Raw genomic sequence first — 17,467 nt, 5'->3', positions numbered from 1 at the left:
CGACTCCGTGGCGGCGCCTCATCAAGGACGACTCCAGGGGGAGCGAAGATGGCGGATTGGTATTACCACGATGCGGCGCAAGGCCGTGTCGGACCTTTGAGCGCGGAAGACCTGCAGGCGCGCTATCGCGAACGCCGCATCCAGCGCGACACCCTGGTATGGCGCGAAGGCCTGCGCGAATGGCAGCCGCTGGACCGTCTGTCCGAGGAGCTCGGCCTGGACGGCATCCAGCAAGACACCGCCAAGCCGCCGCCGCTGCCGCCGGGCGGCCCGATCGGCGTCAGCGCCAGCACCGCCTATGCCAGCCCCGCCGCCGGCGCGGGCAGCGGCAGCGTGCGCACCGACGTGCGCTATTCGGCGCCGCCCAAGCGCGGCATGTCCGGCTGCCTGATCGCCGTGATCGTGCTGGCGGTACTGGCGGTGCCGATGGTCGGGATCCTGGCCGCGATCGCGCTGCCGGCGTACCAGGACTACACCCTGCGCACCAAGACCGCGCAGAGCTTCAACGAAGCCAATGCGGTCAAGCTGGCGGTGGCCGAGCATATGGCCGCCAACGGGCGCTGCCCCAGCAACGGCGACGACGGCTTCGGCGAGGCCACCGACTACGCCAGCGCCACCACCGCGCAGATCAAGATCGGCACCATGCGCAACGGCCACTGCGCGCTCGAAATCGAGCTGCGCGGCATCGGCCCGAAGGTCGACGGCAAGACCATCTGGTTCGAAGCCATCCCCACGGGCGACCGCGTGGACTGGGATTGCAGCGGCGGCGATCTGCCCGCCATCTACCGACCGGGCACCTGCCGCCCGGGCACCTCCATCAGTAACGGCTGAACCGACATGACCGATTGGTACTACAGCGACAGCGACCGCAACCGCCACGGCCCGGTACGCGCCGAAGACCTGGAGCAGCTGCACAGCCACGGCCAGCTCTCGCCTGAGACCCTGGTCTGGCGCGAAGGCATGGAAACCTGGCGCCCCTGGCGCGAAATGATCGGCGAAGTCATCCCCGGCGCCGGTCGTCCCGCGCCGGCCGCGGCCACCTTCGCGACCGCCTCGGCAGACGCCGCACCGGACGCCGACGCCAATCCCTACGCGATCGCCGAACCGGCCTCACCCTACGCCCCGCCGCGCGCGGCGCTGGCCGAGACCGCGCAAGTCGTGCACGGCGGCGAAGTCGTCTATGCCGGCTTCTGGAAGCGCGTCGCCGCCAGCATGATCGACGGCTTCGTGGTCGGCATCGTAGGCGGCATCCTGCAGATGATCCTGATGATGGTGTTCTTCGGCATCGGCGCCGGCCTCAGCGGCAATCCCGAGACCATGTTCGAAAGCGGCGGCGCGATCGCCCTGCTGGTCCTGGTCTACCTGCTGCCACTGGCGATGCAGGCGCTGTACTTCGGCATGTTCCATTCCTCGGCCAAGCAGGCCACGCTGGGCAAGATGGCGATCGGCATCAAGGTGGTCGACGACAACGGCGGCCGGATCAGCCTGGCGCGCGGCATCGGCCGCTTCTTCGCTTATCTGCTGAGCAGCCTGACCCTGGGCATCGGCGTGCTGATGGTGGCCTTCACCGACCGCAAGCGCGGCCTGCACGACATGATGGCCAGCACCCTGGTGGTGGACCAGTGGGCCTTCACCGCCCACCCGGAGCGCCAGCGCCACGAGCTGGGCACGGTCGCGACGGTGATCCTGGTGATCTTCGGCGTCCTGATCGCCCTGTACGTGGTGTTCGCGCTGTTCATGCTGGCCGCGGTGGGCCTGGCCAGCCGCTGAACCTGAACGGCTGAAGCTGAATGGGAGCCCGGTCCTAAGCGGCTCCCGGTCGCACTCGCAACGCCCCGCGCTTGACAGCCGGGGCCGCCGCATGGTCCCAATAAAAAAGGAAACCCTGAACGCCCGCGTCTTCATTGCCGCGGGCGTAGCCTTCTTTGCGTTAGTCAGTTGCAGTGCGCCGGCAATGGCCCCTGCGGAGCTCCAATGGCCAAGAACCTCCTCATCGTCGAGTCGCCCGCCAAGGCCAAGACGATCAATAAGTACCTCGGCAAGGACTTCACCGTCCTGGCCTCCTACGGCCACGTCCGCGATCTGGTGCCCAAGGAAGGCGCGGTCGATCCGGACAATCACTTCGCGATGGACTACGCCGTCATCGAGAAGAACGAAAAGCACGTCGATGCGATCGCCAAGGCCGCCAAGAGCGCCGACAACCTGTTTCTGGCGACCGACCCGGACCGCGAAGGCGAGGCGATCAGCTGGCACATCGGCGAGATCCTGCGCGAGCGCGGCCTGCTCGAAGGCAAGCCGCTGCAGCGCGTGGTGTTCACCGAAATCACGCCGCGCGCGATCAAGGAGGCGATGAACCACCCGCGCGCGATCGCCGGCGACCTGGTCGATGCCCAGCAGGCGCGCCGCGCCCTGGACTACCTGGTCGGCTTCAATCTCTCGCCGGTGCTGTGGCGCAAGGTCCAGCGCGGCCTGTCCGCCGGCCGCGTGCAGTCGCCCGCGCTGCGCATGATCGTCGAGCGCGAGGAGGAAATCGAAGCCTTCGTCGCGCGCGAGTACTGGACCATCGAGGCCGAGTGCGCGCACCCCAGCCAGACCTTCACCGCCAAGCTGGCCAAGCTGGACGGCAAGAAGTTCGAGCAGTTCACCATCACCCAGGGCGACACCGCCGAGGACGCGCGCAAGCGCATCGTCGCGGCCGCCAACGGCGCCCTGCACGTCACCGATGTGGCCAGCAAGGAACGCAAGCGCCGTCCGGCGCCGCCGTTCACCACCTCGACCCTGCAGCAGGAGGCCGCGCGCAAGCTCGGCTTCACCACCAAGCGCACCATGCAGGTCGCGCAGAAGCTGTACGAGGGCGTGGCGATCGGCGACGAAGGCACGGTCGGCCTGATCAGCTATATGCGTACCGACTCGGTCGCGCTGTCCGCCGATGCCCTGGTCGAACTGCGCGACGTGATCGCGCGCGACTACGGTACCCGCGCCCTGCCCGACCAGCCCAACGTCTACAAGACCAAGTCCAAGAACGCCCAGGAAGCGCACGAAGCGGTGCGCCCGACCTCGGCGCTGCGCACGCCCTCGCAGGTGTCGCGCTTCCTCGACGACGACGCGCGCCGCCTGTACGAACTGATCTGGAAGCGCACCGTCGCCTCGCAGATGGTGCCGGCCACGCTCAACACCGTCTCGGTCGATCTGGCCGCGGGCAGCGAGCACAGCTTCCGCGCCAGCGGCACCACCGTGATCGATCCGGGCTTCCTGGCCGTGTACGAGGAAGGCAAGGACAGCAAGGCCGCCGAGGACGAGGACGAAGGCCGCAAGCTGCCGTCGATGAAGACCGGCGACCGCATCCCGCTGGACCGCATCCACACCGACCAGCACTTCACCCAGCCGCCGGCGCGCTACACCGAAGCGGCGCTGGTCAAGGCGCTGGAGGAATACGGCATCGGCCGCCCCTCCACCTACGCCTCGATCATCCAGACCCTGCTGTTCCGCAAGTACGTGGAACTGGAAAGCCGCAGCTTCCGTCCCAGCGACGTCGGCCGCGCGGTGTCCAAGTTCCTGTCCGGCCACTTCACCCAGTACGTCGACTACGACTTCACCGCCAAGCTCGAGGACGAGCTCGACGCGGTCTCGCGCGGCGAAGAGGATTGGGTGCCGCTGATGGAGCGGTTCTGGGAACCGTTCAAGAAGCTGGTCGAGGAGAAGAAGGAATCGGTCGATCGCAGCGAGGCCACCGGCGCGCGCGAGCTCGGCACCGATCCCAAGAGCGGCAAGCCGGTCAGCGTGCGTCTGGGCCGTTACGGGCCGTACGCGCAGATCGGCACCGCCGAGGACGAGGACAAGCCGACCTTCGCCTCGCTGCGCCCGGGCCAGAGCATGCACACCATCGGCCTGGACGACGCGCTGGAGCTGTTCAAGCTGCCGCGCAAGCTGGGCCAGGACAAGGACGAGGAAGTCAGCGTCGGCATCGGCCGCTTCGGCCCCTTCGCCAAGCGCGGCAGCACCTATGCCTCGCTGAAGAAGGAAGACGATCCGTACACGATCGACCTGGCGCGCGCGGTGTTCCTGATCGAAGAGAAGGAAGAGATCGCGCGCAATCGCATCATCAAGGAATTCGAAGGCAGCGAGATCCAGGTCCTCAACGGCCGCTTCGGCCCCTACATCAGCGACGGCAAGCTCAACGGCCGTATTCCCAAGGACCGCGAGCCGGCGTCGCTGACGCTGGAGGAAGTGGTCAAGCTGATGGAAGAGACCGGCAAGCCGATGCGCGGGCGTTTCGGCAAGAAGACCGCGGCCAAGAAGGACGCGCCGGCCAAGAAGGCGGCGGTCAAGAAGACCGCGGAAAAGAAGCCGGCGGCGAAGAAGGCGGTCAAGAAAGCCGCCAAGAAGACCGCGAAGAAAGCGACCAAGAAGACCGCGGCCAAGACAGCGCCGGTGAAGGCGGTCGAGACCGTGGCGCCGCCCAAGAAGCCGATCAGCACCGCCAAGAAGCTGGTCAAGAAAGCCTCCTGATCGCGCGCTCATCGCTGCGGACGAAACGAAAACCCCGGCCTGTCCGGGGTTTTTCGTATGCGCGCGACGCATGCGCGCAACATGCGCGGCGGTATGGCGCGCGGACGCACGCGCGATGCCGCGCGCAGTCGCATCGAGGCGTTTCGATGCGGGCGGACGTGACCGCATAGCGAACTGCGCCACAGATTCGCGCGTTCGCGCGCCCTACTATCGAACGCTAGAACAGATCGCGGCCATGTCCCGCGACGCGCGCGACGCAGGACTTCCTGACCGAGGGGGCACCACCCACCCTTCCACTCTTGTCGGGAGTCGACATGACCATCCTCAACACGCGAACGCAGGCCGCTTGCGCCGCCGCGCTCGCCCTGGCCGCCTTGTGGCCGCACGGCGCGGCGCAAGCGCACGGCACCATGATCCATCCCTACAGCCGCGTGTACTACTGCGCGCAGGGCAACATCGAGAATCCCACCGATCCCGCCTGTCGCGCCGCCACCCAGGTCGGCGGCACCCAGGCGTTCTACGACTGGATGAGCATCAATCAGGCCAACGCCAACGACAATCACCGCGCGGTGGTGCCCGACGGCAAGCTGTGCAGCGGCAACAACGCGACCTTCCGCGGCCTGGACCTGGCGCGCGACGACTGGCAGGCCACCGACATCGCGGCCGGCAGCTACGAGTTCCAGTTCCGCGGCACCGCGCCGCACGCCACGCGCGAATGGGCGTTCTACATCACCCGCGAAGGCTGGGATCCGAACACGCCGCTGCGCTGGAACGACCTGGAGCACTTCTGCAGCGTCGGCAACACGCCCGTGGTCGGCGGCATCTACCGCCTGCAGTGCACGGTCCCGCAGCGCACGGGCCGCCACGTGATCTACAACACCTGGCAGCGTTCGGATTCGACCGAGGCCTTCTACACCTGCATGGACGTGAAGTTCGCCGGCGGCGGCAATCCGCCTCCGCCGCCGCAATGGCGCGACGCCGGCCCGCTGACCGCGCAGAACGATCACCCGATCGGCACCACCGTCAGCGTGCGCGTGTTCAACGCCAACGGCAGCGATGCCGAACGCATCGACACCGTGCTGATGGCCGGCCAGACCAGCGCCGCGGCCTGGCCGCTGCGGGTCGCGCAGAACGTCAACGCCCAGGCCAGCACCGTGCGCATCGGCGTACTCCAGAACGGCGCGATCACGCCCGTGCCCGCTGCCACCGGCAACCGCGTCTACCTCAACGGCACGGGACGCACCCACCAAATCGACGTGCGTCTACCCGATCCGCCGCAGCCGCCGGAACCGCCGGGCCCCACGCCGGATTACGACTACGTCTATCCGGCCGGCATCGGCCAGTACGTCCCCGGACAGACCGTGGTCAAGGCCGGCGACGGCAAGCTCTACGCCTGCAAGCCCTTCCCCGAAGGCGCCTGGTGCAACATCGACGCCGAGGCCTACCGCCCCGGCACCGGCTGGGCCTGGCGCGACGCCTGGATCGCCTACTGAGCCGCGCGCGACGCAGGGGTTTCGCCCCTGCGTCGCTTGCCGGCGCCGCCTGGCTTTGGGGTAGGAGCGGCGTGAGCCGCGACCGCGCCACTCGGCCGCCATCGCGAATCACGAATCCTGCTTGGACCCCGGCGGCCGACTGTCCTCGCTTCGGGATCGCGGCTCACGCCGCTCCTACTCCACAGCAAGCGGCCTCCGATGCATTCCGGCCCCGACCTCCGAATGCGACACTGCGCGCATGAACACCTCCGCGCCTTTGACCCTCGAAGCCGCCGCCGCCGCGCTGCGCCGTGGCGGCGTGATCGCCTACCCGACCGAGGCCGTCTGGGGCCTGGGCTGCGACCCCTTCGACGAGGCCGCCCTGCTGCGCCTGCTGGCGATCAAGCAGCGCCCGGTCGACAAGGGCGTGATCCTGATCGCCGGCGAGCTGAGCCAGTTCGACGGCCTGCTCGACTGGGACGCGCTGGCGCCGGAACGCCGCGCCGCCGTGCACGCGACCTGGCCCGGCCCGCATACCTGGATCGTGCCCACCACCGCGCGCGTGCCGCGCTGGATCACCGGTGCCCACGACGGCGTCGCCGTGCGGGTCAGCGCGCACCCCAGCGTGATCGCGCTGTGCGCCGCGTTCGGCGGCGCCCTGGTCTCGACCAGCGCCAACCTCGCCGGCGCGCCGCCCGCGCCCACGCGCGCCGCCCTGGACCCGGCCGTGCTGGGCCTGGTCGACGGCGTCAGCATCGGCGAGACCGAAGGCTACGACCGCCCAACCACCATCCGCTCGGCGATCACAGGAGAAGTTCTGCGGATGTAAGAATCCCAGGAGCTGACCAGTAACGCAGCCTCGTGCTTCACGTCTGGGCACTAGAATTGCGGAGCAACCCTTGCGGATAGATCGAGCTCAGGGACTGTCTTTGAGCAACGCACATTTTTCACACAGATATTGGGCATTGACCGCAAGAACAAATACTCAAATAACGTCAGATGCCAATTGGCGCCTGTCAATAAAGGAGTATTGAAGATGTCGCTGCGATCACTTGCTTTGTCGTCGCTCGTCATGAGCATTGGATTGAGCTACTGCACAACTGCGCTCGCTACCAACGGCCCAGGCGACAACTGGACTCATGAAAACCCCGAAGGGCCCGAGATCTACTATTCGACCACCCAAGCCGCGCCTGGCTCAGTGAGCGTGAGTGGCGACGGAACCGAGATGGTATTCACCGCTGTGGATGCCGAAGGCCAAACGTTCACCGCTCATGTGAATGGCGCAACGCGCGAAATCACGGCCACGAATGGCTCTTCTCTGATCTCGAATCAGCTCACTCCTCAGCAGTGGCAGCTGGCTTCGCAGAAGTACGGTCAAGCGCAGACAGCAGGCGCCGCCATCTACATCGTCCCCGTCGTTGTCGGTGCAGGGCTTTGCTACATCAACGACAACATAACAAAACATAGAATGATCAAGCACTGCGAGCGCCAAGGCGGCACCGTAGTTATGGAAGACAGCGGTTTCTGCGGCATGGGTGCTAGCTATCACTGCGAACACATTCCGCCTCCGGAACCGCGCACGCCGCCCAAGCCAACTCCAGGACCGGTTCCGGGACCTGGTTCCAATGGCTTCTGGATGTCGGACGGCATGGGTTCGCTCATCGGGGTGACCGCATCCACCAACCTGTCTGTTTGGACCTACGATAGCGATTGGTTTGGCGCCCCCTAGGAGCGCCGTGCACTCGGCAAGGTGCGCTGCAAACACGGCGCGCCCTGTCGCCTCCGCCGGTGTCGGACCACTTTCTCTCGACAAGGAGTCGTAAATGAGCGATGAGCAGACGCCGCCATCGGCACGATCGGTAGTCAAGGCGATCGGCGCGCTGCTCATCGCTGAGCTTTTCGTATCGGCGGCTCTACTTGTCCAAGCGGCGCCAGCCTACTTCTCGGATTCGTGGAACATGGAAGCGACGTTTCAGATCCTGGAAGAGTCCAAACCCGTTCGATATCCGGTTAGCGCGACGTTCGAAACCGGAGCCTTGAGCTCGATTCAATGCGACAAGATACCGGCGTCGAACGGCAAGCCGGGCATTCCACTGAAATGCAGCTTCGTCGGCGAAGGCCTGTTCGACGCCGAGGAGTACTTGAGCAGTATCGGAATCAGGACGGGAAACTCCTACTCCGAGGTCAGCTCCTGGCCTCGCTGGGGCGCTCAGTCGAACATCGTCTGGCAACTGGTCCTGGCTGTGATCCTAACGTGGGGATGGCTTAGATGGGCTGCCGCCTCGCTTCGCGATGACCTGACGAAATCGATCGTCTTCGTTCGGACCCAGCCGCAGTTTCTGCTTTTGCCCTACGCGGCAAGCGTAGTCGCTATGTCCTTGGCTTTGGTTGCCGTCCCGTACGACGCAGGGGCAACCAGCGCCCAGCGGGGACTGTTCGGCTCCGATTTGGCCCTGACCACTGTCCTGGCGGCGATCCTGGTCGCTCCGCTGCTGGAGGAGGCTGTGTTTCGCGGCGTGATCTACGATTTGCTCAACAAGTACATGCCTTGGAGCATTGCCAGCCTGCTCGGCTCGTTGAGCTTCATGGCCATGCACTCCCTGCAATTGGCGGGTTCGCCTAATGGAGTACCGCAGTCGTTCGGCATTCTTGCTGCCGGCTTGGGCCTGTGTTGGCTCCGAAGACGCGGCTCGAGCCTGTCGGTCTGCATCTTGGCTCACGCCATCGCCAACGCGATCATGCTGGCGACCCATTACCGGCAATCTCTGGGCTGACCAGAGCGCTTTAGGCCCACAGTCCGGGGCCGCCGATCGCCTGAACGGCGGTCAACAGCCTCCCCGATCGACGGTGCCCCCCGACTTCCGCAGGGCGAACGGCGAGCGCAAGATGCGCGCATGCACCCGCGTCTGCGCCCCTGCCTGCTGTTCGCGCTGCTGGCCCTGGCCGGCGGCGCGCAGGCGGCCGAGGTTACGATCTACCGCTGCACCGACGCCCAGGGCCGCTCCAGCCTGCGCGATACGCCCTGCGCGCGCGGCGAGCAGCAGCAGACCCGATCGATGACGGTGCCGCGCGATCCGCCGCCGCGTCCGACCGATGCGGTCGCGCGCGCCGAGCCGGCGCCGGCCGCGGCGCCCGCGCCGCGTCCGCAGGTGATCGTGGTCAACACGCCGCGCCCGATGTACGAGTGCGTGACGCCCGACGGCGACCGTTACACCAGCGAAACCGCCGAGGGCAATCCGCGCTGGGTGCCGCTGTGGACGCTGATGCCGGTGATCGCCACCCGCAATCCGCTGGGCGACCACGTCGGCGCGCGCCGGCCGCCGCCCAGCGAGTTCCGTCCCGGTCCGCCGCGTCCGCTGCCGCCGGGGGTGGGATTCGCGTACCCTGCGGGCACCTGGGTACGCGACGAATGCCACGCTCTGCCGCAACGCGAAGTCTGCGCGCGCTTGAGCGACCGCCGCTACGAGCTCGACCGCCGCTACAACAGCGCGCTGCAGAGCGAGCGCGTGCGCATCCAGAGCGAACAGCGCGGCATCGATGCGCGCTTGGCCGACGATTGCGGAGCGTACTGATGCGGTTGCTGTGGAGTTTGGCTTTGCTGGCCCTGACCGGCGCCGCGCAGGCGCAGCAGGTCACGATCTATCGCTGCACCGACGCCAGCGGCGCGCTGACGGTGCAGAACGACGTGCCCTGTCCGAAGGGCAGCAAGCAGGACAAGCGCGTGATCGGCTCGGCGCCGACCACGTCCACGCCGCCCGCGTTCGTCACCCCGATCGGGGCGGCGCCCGCGCCGCCACCGAACGCGGCGCCGAAATCGCCGCCCGCCACGCCGATGCCGGCGAGCACCGCGCCGGCCGTGCCGCCCGCCAGCACGGCGCAAAGGGACGACAGCGCCGTCAGCGACCGTTTGCCGCCGCCGACCCTGTTCGAGTGCCGCACCTTCGACAACGACCGCTACCTCAGCGACAAGGGCGACCAACCCGAGCGCTGCGCGCCGCTGCAGACCTACGGCGTCAACGGCGGCCCCAGCGCGGGCGCCGCCTGCCAGATGGTCACCGACCAGTGCCAGCGCGTCGCCGATGGTGCGTTGTGCGAAAGCTGGCGGCAGCGCCTGCGGCAGGCCGAGTCGCAGTTGCGCTTCGGCCCCGTCGATCAGCGCGCGGGCGCACAGGCGGACGTCGAGCGCATGGGGCGGATCGTGCGCGAGAGCACTTGCGGGCAATAGGCTGGGTTGTCGTGCGTCGCGGCGATGCGCGTGCTGGCAAGAGCAAATCCCCCTCAATCCCCCTTTTCAAAGGGGGAGGCAGAGCGGTGGGCTCGCCTGGCTTTAAAAGCAAATCCCCCTCAATCCCCCTTTTTCAAAGGGGGAGGCGGCGCGGTGGGCTCGCGTGGCTCTAAAAGCAAATTCCCCTCAATCCTTCTTTTTCAAAGGGGGAGGCGGAGCGGCGGGCTCGCGTGGCTCTATGCGCGTCGCGCCACGCCCGCTTCAGAATCCGTAGCGCAGGAAGCCGCCGTCCACCGCGATGCATTCGCCGGTGATGTAGCCGGCCGCGGGCAGGCATAGGAACGCGACCGCGGCGGCGACTTCTTCGGCTTCGCCGATGCGGCCCAGCGGCGTGCGCAGCAGCACTTCGTCCAGGTAATCCGGATCGGCGAGCTTGTCGGAGGTGCGGCGGGTGCGGATGTACCAGGGCGCGACCGCGTTCACGCGCACGCCGTCCTCGGCCCATTCGACCGCGAGGTTGCGGGTCATCTGGTGCATCGCGGCCTTGCTCATGCCGTAGGGCGCGCCGGTGCGCACATGGGTGACGCCGGACACGCTGCCGACGTTGACGATGCTGGACGCCGCGTGTCGGGTCAGCAGCGGATGCGCGTAGCGCGACAGTTCGAAGGCCGAGAACAGGTTGATTTCGAACACCTGCCGCCATTCGTCCTCGGTGTAGTCGGTGGCCGACTTCACCAGGTTGCCGCCGGCGTTGTTGACCAGGATGTGCAGGCCCTCGCCGAAGTCCTCGACCCAGTCCAGCAGTTCGCGGCGCTGTTCGTCGTCGGCGACGTCGGCGACGAAGGCCTGGACCTCGCGCTCGGGGAAATCCTCCAGCAGTTCGGCGCGCGCGGCGTCCAGCGCGGCGATGTCGCGCGCGGCCAGCAGTACGTCGGCGCCGAAGCCCAGCAGTTCGCGCGCGATCGCGCGGCCGATGCCCGCGCTGCCGCCGGTCACCAGGGCCAACTGTCCGTCCAGCCGCCAACGTTTGGGGTCCATGCCTGCCTCCGCCTCCGAATGTGCGGCCGATCGCCGCCGCGTCGCCGTTTTGCGGCGGCCTGCGCTTGTCGCGCGCGGCCGCCGGCGTAGCATAGCCGCGTCACCGACGAGGATGCCGCGATGCGCTCACCGATATCCCGCACCACCCCGCTCCGCCTAGCGCCACTGGGCGCGGCCACGCTGGCGCTGCTGCTGGCGGCCGGCTGCTCCAAGCCGCAGCCGCCGGAGAAGGAACGCCCGGTCGATCCCAAGGCCACCCAGCTGCGCGACAGCATCCAGCAACCGATCCAGAAGGCGCAGGCGGTGGAGGCGGATGTGCTGGAGGCGGCGGATAAGCAGCGCGGCGCGATCGAAGCGCAGGCGAATTGAGGCAGGAGTGAGCGCGGAGAAGCGAGAAGTGAGAAGCGAGCGGCAGCTTCTGCCCTCACTCACTTCTCGCTTCTCCGCGCTGACTTCCAGCAACAAAAAACCCCGCCGAAGCGGGGTTTTTTGTTGCGCCGCAGTACTCAGAGCCCGCAGAAGCAATAGGCCAGCGACTTCACCGGCACGCCGCGGGTGGGCTGCACCGAGCTTTGCAGGAAGCGCAGGTCGGCCGCGGCCTGCGGCATGGCCTTGCCGATCAGGCTGCGCGCCAGATCGGAGTCGTTGCGCAGCCAGGCCGCGCCGATGCGGCTTTCGGCGAAGCCGGTGAAGAAGCGTTCGAACGGGGTCGCGCTCTTCTCGATGTAACGCAGCTGATACTCGTCCTTGCCCAGCTTGGCGCGCTTGGCCACGTCCTCGATCGCCACCTGCAGGCCGCCGAAGTCGTCGACCAGGCCACGCTCCTTGGCCTGCGCGCCGCTCCAGACGCGGCCGCGGGCGATGCCGTCGATCTCTTCCACCGGACGCTTACGCGCGGTGGCGACCTTGCCGGTGAAGTCGCGATAACCCTTGTCGATCACCGACTGGATCACCTGGCCGACTTCCGGCGCCAGCGGGCGGGTGATGTCGAATGCGCCGGCGAAGCGGGTGGTGCCGACGCCGTCGGCGCGCACGCCGATCTTCTCCAGGGTGCGCGGGATGGTCGGGATCATGCCGAAGATGCCGATCGAACCGGTGATGGTCGAGGGATCGGCGTAGATCTTGTCGGCGTTCATCGAGATCCAGTAGCCGCCCGAAGCGGCCAGGTCGCCCATCGAGACCACGACCGGCTTGCCGGCGGCCTTGAGCGCGACGATCTCGCGGCGGATCTGCTCGGAGGCGAACACTTCGCCACCGGGCGAATCCACGCGCAGCACCAGCGCCTTGACGTTTTCGTCGTCGCGGGCCTCGCGCAGCAGCGCGGCGGTCGACACGCCGCCGACCGTGCCCGGCGGCTGCTCGCCGCCGCTGATCTCGCCCTCGGCGACCACCACCGCGATCTGCGGGCCGGTGACGGCCGCGGCCGACAGCGCCGCGCTGTTGAGGTGGGCGAGGTAACCGTCCAGCGAAATCTGCTGGAAACCGCCTTCGGCGTCTTCGTCGGCCACGCCGCGCTCGATCAGCAGGTCGTCGACCTGTTCGCGCGTCTTCAGGCCGTCGACCAGCTTCTGCTGCACGGCGTACTTGGCCAGATCGCCCTGCGCGGCCTCGATCTGGGCCGGCATCTGGTCGATGTCGGCGGCGATCTTGGCGGCGTCGAGCTTGCGCGCCTTGGCGATGTCCGCCAGGTAGCGCTGCCACACGTCGTTCATCCAGTACAGGTCGGCTTCCTTGGCTTCCGGCGAGGCCGCATCGAGCACGTAGGGCTCGGCTGCGGACTTGTACTCGCCGACCTTGAACAGGTGCACGTCGACGCCGAGCTTTTCCTGCAGGCCCTGGCGGTAGTACAGGCGATAGCGGCCCAGGCCCTCGAGCATCAGGCCGCCCATCGGATCCAGATAGACCTCGTTGGCCTGCGCGGCCAGCAGGTACTGCTTCTGGTCCATGGCTTCGCTGAAGGCGATCACCTGCTTGCCTGACGCGCGCACGCGCGCGATCGCGGCGGCGACGTCGCGCATCGAGGCCATGCCGCTGCCCTGGAGCTGGTCCAGGCGCAGCACCACGCGGTTGATGCGCTTGTCGTCCTTGGCCGCGTCCAGCGCGCGCAGCAGGTCGCGCAGCTGCACTTCGCCGCCCTTTTCGCCCAGCGCCTTACCGAGCGCGCGCGAGGCCGGGTCGCTGCTGTACTGCTCGACCAGGGTGGCCTCTGGCGCGATCACCAGGGTGGTGCCTTCCAGCAGCGGTTTGATCCGCCCGGCCGAACTCATGGCGATCAGGAACAGGAACAACAAGGTGAAGAACACCAGGTTGAAGATCAGCCGGCGGGTGAAATTCATCGCATCCCAGAGGCCGACGAAAAACCGGGCCACCGGGCCGCGACGCGAGGTATCGTTCATTGCGCACACTCCATTAGACGTACGCAGCGTACCGCGACCCGGGGTTTTTCTTCATCCGCCATTCGTAACGCGGATTTTTCGCATACGGCCAAGACCGGCGGGCCGGGCCGGCCAGGGCCAGGCCCGGGATTCAGGCCTCGGCCTGCAGGGCCGGGGCCTGCGGGGCTTGGCGGGCTGCCCGCTCGGCGATCCGGCGCGGGTGGCTGGAGCGCACGAAGCGGGTGCACAGCAGGATCGAGGCCACGGTGAGGCCGGCGATCAGGCCGATCCACATGCCCTTCGGGCCCCAGCCCAGGCCCAGGCCCAGGCCCGCACCCAGCGGCATGCCAATGCCCCAGTAGGCCAGGGCGGCCAGCAGCATCGGCACCTTGGTGTCCTTGAGCCCGCGCAGGGCGCCGGCCGACAGCACCTGGATCCCGTCCGGAAACTGGAACGCGGCCGCGTACAGCAGCAGCGAGGCGGCCAGGGTCGCGACGGCGGCGTCGGCGGTGTAGAAGCCGACCAGGAAGTCGCTGGCGCTGAACAAGACGATGCCCGACACCAGCTGGGTGCCCAGCACGATCGCGTAGCCGGCCGCGGCCGCGCGCCGCACGCCGTGCAGGTCGTTGCGGCCCAGCGAGTGGCCGACCCGCACCGTGGTCGCCTCGGCCAGGCCCATCGGGATCATGAAGCACAGCGCCGACAGGTTGATCGCGATCTGATGCGCGGCCGCGGGCACTTCGCCCAGGCGGCCGATCAGCAGGGCGGTGACGATGAACAAGCTGCCTTCCATCAGCACGGTCACGCCGATCGGCAGACCGGTGGCGAGCAGGCCGCGGATGGTCGGCCAGTTCGGCGGATCGAAGCGCTCGAACAGCTTGAGATCGGCGAAGCGCTTGGCCTTCCACAGCACCACCGCGAACGCGATCGCCTCGATCCACAGCATGATCGCCGAGGCGATGCCCAGGCCGCCGGCGCCCATTTCCGGGAAACCGAGCTTGCCGAAGGTCAGCACGTAGCCGATCGGCAGCAGCACCAGCAGGCTGCCGGCGCTGATCAGCATGGTCGGCAAGGTCCAGTGCAGGCCCTCGGCCAGATAGCGCATGCAGAAGAACAGGGTCAGCGCGAACACGCCCCAGCGGATGCCGTGCAGGAAGTCGCGCGCGCCCGGAATGATCTCCGGCGCCATGCCCATCGGCGCCAGCGCGTGCGGGATGAAGGTCAGGAACGCGAACAGCAGCACGCCCAGGCCCAAGGCCAGCCATAGCGCCTGACGGAACAGCGCGCCGATTTCGCCGCGGCGGCCGGCGCCGTCGAGCTGCGACACCGACGGCGGCACCGACAGCAGGGTACCGATCGGAATCATCATCGGCAGCCACCACAGCGCGGTGCCGATGGTGACCGACGCGAGCGTGGTCGTGCTGTGGTGCCCGGCCAGGACGTTGTCGATGAAGCCGATCAGGCCGGTGGACACGTGGCCGGCGACCAGCGGCGCGGCGAGCAGGGCGGTGGTGCGGATTTCGCCCGACAATCCGGGGCGCACGGAAGAGGAAAGAGACGACATGACGCGGAACCAGAACCACGACTTCGGCCGCGCAACCGCAAAGGGCGCTGGCGCCGGGCCATAGCAGCCCGCTATCTTACGCGCTCGCCCATGAACGGCCTGGGAGCCGCGAGCGATCGGACCTATGAGCGAAGCCCAAGACCACCCCACGCCGACCCACTGCGAAAACTGCGCGGCGCCGCTGCAGGGCCACTACTGCCACCAGTGCGGGCAGTCGATCGTCAATCCGCTGCGCCATGCCGGGCATGCGCTGGAGGAAGTGTTCGAGTCGTTCTGGCATCTCGACGGCCGCATCTTCCGCACCGTGCGCGACCTGCTGTCGCCGGGCCGGGTCGCGCTCAATTACCTGCGCGGTCATCGCGTGCGCTACGTGCCGCCGCTGCGGCTGTTCGTGATCCTGAGCGTGCTGACCTTCTTCATCGCCCAGTTCACGGTGCATTTCGGCGAGGACGATGGCGGCAGCTACAAGGGCAACGGCCCTATGGTCATCGACGGCAAGAAGGTACGCCTGGGCCGCACCGGCGAACGCATCGAGAACGCGCGCAGCGTGTCCGAAGTCGAGAGCGAACGCGCGCAGGCCCTGAAGGAACTCGAAAAGGCGCGCGCCGCGATCCCGGTCGGCCTGCCCGGCGGCGCGCAGGTCGGCATCGCCGCCGGCATCAAGCAGGTCAACGCGATCGCCGACAAGCGCGTGGCCGAACTGCGCGAGCGCACACGGCCTGACGCCGCCGCCGAGGCCGCCGGCATCGTCGCGCCCTCCCAAGAGGAAGAGAACGCCGCGCTCCCGGCTACGATCGAGAACGCCAACTCGCTGGCCGAGCTGGAAGCCCTGCGCGACGAAAGGCTCAAGCCGCTGCAGGCCGAACGCGCCGGCATCGCCGCCGGCAACGCCACGGCACTGGCGCGCAACGCCAACGCGATCCGCGATATCAACCGCCGTGCCGGCTGCCGCGCCGCGCAGTTGCAGATCGACCACGCCGTCGACACCGAGGGCGCGCTCAAGCGCAAGGCCGCGACCGACGCGCAAACCTATGGCGACGGCGAATGCAACGAGGGCCTGACCTTCTTCGGCAACGCGCCCTGGGACGCGGAAACCAATCCGGTGGTGATGGCCGGCGCGCCGGAGTTCTTCAACCGCTGGCTCAACAAGCAGATCGGTCGCGGCTACGCCAACTTCAAGCGCGCCACCCAGGACCCCTCGCTGTACGAGCATGCCGCGCTGAGCGCGGTGCCCTCGGCGCTGTTCCTGCTGGTGCCGATGTTCGCATTGCTGCTCAAGCTGACCTACCTGGGCTCGGGCCGCGGTTACCTGGAGCACCTGGTGGTGGCCTTGTACAGCCACGCCTACCTGTGTCTGAGCCTGCTGGCGATGTTCCTGATGTTCGGCCTGGACGCCTGGATCTCGCCGCATTGGTCCGGCTTCGGCTGGGTCGCCGGCATCGTCGAGGCCGGGCTCTGGCTGTGGATGCCGATCTATCTGCTGCTGATGCAAAAACGCGTGTACGGCAACGGCTGGTTGGTGACCCTGCTGCGCTATCTGGTGGTCGGCGGCTGCTACTTCTTCATGCTGGCGTTCGCGGTGGGCTTCCTGATGATCGCCAGCCTGGTGCGCATGTGAGCGCGGGCGTGGTCTACGAGGTCAACCTCGATCTCGACGCGGCCATCGCCGACGACTACCGCGCCTGGCTAGGGCCGCATACGCGCGAGATCCTGGCCCTGCCCGGCTTTCTCGAGGCGCGCATCCACACCCAGCTGGACCCGCCGGCCGAGCCCGGGCGGGTGCGCCTGAGCGTGCGCTACCGGCTCGATCGCCAGGAATCGCTGGACGCCTACGTGCGCGATCACGCGCCGCGCATGCGCGCCGATGCGGTGGCGCGGTTCGGCGATCGGTTCAGCGCGACGCGGCGGGTGTTGCGCGAGGATTAAGCGCGGCACGCGGGCTGGAGCGCGCGAGTACGCACGCAGAACGTCTGCCTTCCCTACTCCCGCTTGCGGGAGAAGGCGCCCGCCAGGGCGGATGAGGGCAGCGCATGCGGTTGCAGTTGCACACGCCCCCCTTCTCCCGCTTGCGGGAGAAGGTGCCCGCCAGGGCGGATGAGGGCAGCGCACGAGGTTGCAGCTGCGCACGCCCCCCTTCTCCCGCTTGCGGGAGAAGGTGCCCGCCAGGGCGGATGAGGGCAGCGCACGTGGTTGCAGCTGCACACGCCCCCCCTTCCTCCGCTTGCGGGAGACGGTGCCCGCCAGGGCGGATGAGGGCAGCGCAYRTGGTTGCAGTTGCACACGC

Annotated in this window: 15 protein-coding genes; 12 read left to right on the top strand and 3 right to left on the bottom strand. The window is 67.9% G+C overall.

Annotated elements, in window-relative coordinates; genetic code table 11:
* Nucleotides 1–48: 48 nt before the first annotated feature.
* The 9 genes from ASE35_RS08015 (at nucleotide 49) to ASE35_RS07980 (ending at nucleotide 10,206) form a co-directional block, all read left to right on the top strand.
* The gene (locus ASE35_RS08015; protein ID WP_056177986.1) at nucleotides 49–831 is read left to right on the top strand and encodes a GYF domain-containing protein; all 783 of its coding nucleotides are present in this window, start codon (nucleotides 49–51) and stop codon (nucleotides 829–831) included.
* A gap of 6 nt (nucleotides 832–837) precedes the next feature.
* Nucleotides 838–1,770: an RDD family protein gene (locus ASE35_RS08010; protein ID WP_057163510.1), complete on the top strand. Its 933-nt coding sequence runs from the start codon at nucleotides 838–840 to the stop codon at nucleotides 1,768–1,770.
* Nucleotides 1,771–1,974: 204 nt separating this feature from the next.
* On the top strand, nucleotides 1,975–4,509 hold the full coding sequence (locus tag ASE35_RS08005; protein ID WP_082607190.1) for a DNA topoisomerase I: 2,535 nt from the start codon (nucleotides 1,975–1,977) through the stop codon (nucleotides 4,507–4,509).
* A gap of 410 nt (nucleotides 4,510–4,919) precedes the next feature.
* The gene (locus ASE35_RS08000) at nucleotides 4,920–6,002 is read left to right on the top strand and encodes a lytic polysaccharide monooxygenase (RefSeq protein WP_235570040.1); all 1,083 of its coding nucleotides are present in this window, start codon (nucleotides 4,920–4,922) and stop codon (nucleotides 6,000–6,002) included.
* A gap of 238 nt (nucleotides 6,003–6,240) precedes the next feature.
* Nucleotides 6,241–6,810 carry a Sua5/YciO/YrdC/YwlC family protein gene (locus ASE35_RS07995; protein WP_057163508.1) on the top strand — a complete coding sequence of 190 codons (570 nt, stop codon included), beginning with the start codon at nucleotides 6,241–6,243 and terminating at the stop codon, nucleotides 6,808–6,810.
* Nucleotides 6,811–7,017: 207 nt separating this feature from the next.
* Nucleotides 7,018–7,710 carry a hypothetical protein gene (locus ASE35_RS21130; protein WP_157489355.1) on the top strand — a complete coding sequence of 231 codons (693 nt, stop codon included), beginning with the start codon at nucleotides 7,018–7,020 and terminating at the stop codon, nucleotides 7,708–7,710.
* 94 nt (nucleotides 7,711–7,804) lie between these two features.
* Nucleotides 7,805–8,755, top strand: coding sequence for a CPBP family intramembrane glutamic endopeptidase (locus ASE35_RS07990; protein WP_057163507.1), 951 nt, complete (start codon nucleotides 7,805–7,807; stop codon nucleotides 8,753–8,755).
* Nucleotides 8,756–8,875: 120 nt separating this feature from the next.
* Nucleotides 8,876–9,553 carry a DUF4124 domain-containing protein gene (locus tag ASE35_RS07985; RefSeq protein WP_057163506.1) on the top strand — a complete coding sequence of 226 codons (678 nt, stop codon included), beginning with the start codon at nucleotides 8,876–8,878 and terminating at the stop codon, nucleotides 9,551–9,553.
* Nucleotides 9,553–10,206, top strand: coding sequence for a hypothetical protein (locus tag ASE35_RS07980; RefSeq protein ID WP_057163505.1), 654 nt, complete (start codon nucleotides 9,553–9,555; stop codon nucleotides 10,204–10,206). The genes ASE35_RS07985 and ASE35_RS07980 overlap by 1 nt, the downstream gene beginning before the upstream one ends.
* Nucleotides 10,207–10,467: 261 nt before the next feature.
* On the opposite strand, the gene ASE35_RS07975 is transcribed toward ASE35_RS07980, so the two are convergent.
* A complete protein-coding gene (locus ASE35_RS07975; protein WP_057160180.1) occupies nucleotides 10,468–11,244 on the bottom strand; it encodes an SDR family oxidoreductase in 777 nt (258 codons plus the stop codon).
* Nucleotides 11,245–11,364: 120 nt separating this feature from the next.
* Here ASE35_RS07975 and ASE35_RS07970 point away from each other — a divergent pair, with 120 nt between their 5' ends.
* Nucleotides 11,365–11,613, top strand: a complete 249-nt coding sequence (locus ASE35_RS07970; RefSeq protein WP_057163504.1) for a hypothetical protein — start codon at nucleotides 11,365–11,367, stop codon at nucleotides 11,611–11,613.
* Nucleotides 11,614–11,750: 137 nt separating this feature from the next.
* On the opposite strand, the gene sppA is transcribed toward ASE35_RS07970, so the two are convergent.
* Together sppA and ASE35_RS07960 are read right to left on the bottom strand one after the other, a co-directional pair.
* Nucleotides 11,751–13,640, bottom strand: coding sequence for a signal peptide peptidase SppA (gene sppA / locus ASE35_RS07965; protein WP_057163503.1), 1,890 nt, complete (start codon nucleotides 13,638–13,640; stop codon nucleotides 11,751–11,753).
* 130 nt (nucleotides 13,641–13,770) lie between these two features.
* Nucleotides 13,771–15,183 (bottom strand): MATE family efflux transporter, encoded by a 1,413-nt coding sequence (locus ASE35_RS07960; protein ID WP_057163502.1) that lies wholly within the window; start codon nucleotides 15,181–15,183, stop codon nucleotides 13,771–13,773.
* A 124-nt stretch (nucleotides 15,184–15,307) separates the two neighbouring features.
* Between ASE35_RS07960 and ASE35_RS07955 the strand changes: the two genes are divergently transcribed.
* Together ASE35_RS07955 and ASE35_RS21530 are read left to right on the top strand one after the other, a co-directional pair.
* Nucleotides 15,308–16,801, top strand: a complete 1,494-nt coding sequence (locus tag ASE35_RS07955) for a DUF3667 domain-containing protein (protein WP_057163501.1) — start codon at nucleotides 15,308–15,310, stop codon at nucleotides 16,799–16,801.
* Nucleotides 16,798–17,109: a DUF4286 family protein gene (locus ASE35_RS21530; protein WP_056177961.1), complete on the top strand. Its 312-nt coding sequence runs from the start codon at nucleotides 16,798–16,800 to the stop codon at nucleotides 17,107–17,109. The genes ASE35_RS07955 and ASE35_RS21530 overlap by 4 nt, the downstream gene beginning before the upstream one ends.
* Nucleotides 17,110–17,467 lie beyond the last annotated feature (358 nt).

Source organism: Lysobacter sp. Root916 (assembly GCF_001429785.1).
Classification (GTDB): domain Bacteria; phylum Pseudomonadota; class Gammaproteobacteria; order Xanthomonadales; family Xanthomonadaceae; genus Lysobacter.
This window is presented reverse-complemented; position numbering and strand designations above follow the sequence as displayed.

What these genes read in the sequence shown, in the direction of transcription:
- ASE35_RS08015 (WP_056177986.1), top strand. Translation starts at nt 49, where the DNA reads ATGGCGGATTGGTATTACCACGATGCGGCGCAAGGCCGTGTCGGACCT.
- ASE35_RS08010 (WP_057163510.1), top strand. Translation starts at nt 838, where the DNA reads ATGACCGATTGGTACTACAGCGACAGCGACCGCAACCGCCACGGCCCG.
- ASE35_RS08005 (WP_082607190.1), top strand. Translation starts at nt 1,975, where the DNA reads ATGGCCAAGAACCTCCTCATCGTCGAGTCGCCCGCCAAGGCCAAGACG.
- ASE35_RS08000 (WP_235570040.1), top strand. Translation starts at nt 4,920, where the DNA reads ATGATCCATCCCTACAGCCGCGTGTACTACTGCGCGCAGGGCAACATC.
- ASE35_RS07995 (WP_057163508.1), top strand. Translation starts at nt 6,241, where the DNA reads ATGAACACCTCCGCGCCTTTGACCCTCGAAGCCGCCGCCGCCGCGCTG.
- ASE35_RS21130 (WP_157489355.1), top strand. Translation starts at nt 7,018, where the DNA reads ATGTCGCTGCGATCACTTGCTTTGTCGTCGCTCGTCATGAGCATTGGA.
- ASE35_RS07990 (WP_057163507.1), top strand. Translation starts at nt 7,805, where the DNA reads ATGAGCGATGAGCAGACGCCGCCATCGGCACGATCGGTAGTCAAGGCG.
- ASE35_RS07985 (WP_057163506.1), top strand. Translation starts at nt 8,876, where the DNA reads ATGCACCCGCGTCTGCGCCCCTGCCTGCTGTTCGCGCTGCTGGCCCTG.
- ASE35_RS07980 (WP_057163505.1), top strand. Translation starts at nt 9,553, where the DNA reads ATGCGGTTGCTGTGGAGTTTGGCTTTGCTGGCCCTGACCGGCGCCGCG.
- ASE35_RS07975 (WP_057160180.1), bottom strand. Translation starts at nt 11,244, where the DNA reads ATGGACCCCAAACGTTGGCGGCTGGACGGACAGTTGGCCCTGGTGACC.
- ASE35_RS07970 (WP_057163504.1), top strand. Translation starts at nt 11,365, where the DNA reads ATGCGCTCACCGATATCCCGCACCACCCCGCTCCGCCTAGCGCCACTG.
- sppA (WP_057163503.1), bottom strand. Translation starts at nt 13,640, where the DNA reads ATGAACGATACCTCGCGTCGCGGCCCGGTGGCCCGGTTTTTCGTCGGC.
- ASE35_RS07960 (WP_057163502.1), bottom strand. Translation starts at nt 15,183, where the DNA reads ATGTCGTCTCTTTCCTCTTCCGTGCGCCCCGGATTGTCGGGCGAAATC.
- ASE35_RS07955 (WP_057163501.1), top strand. Translation starts at nt 15,308, where the DNA reads ATGAGCGAAGCCCAAGACCACCCCACGCCGACCCACTGCGAAAACTGC.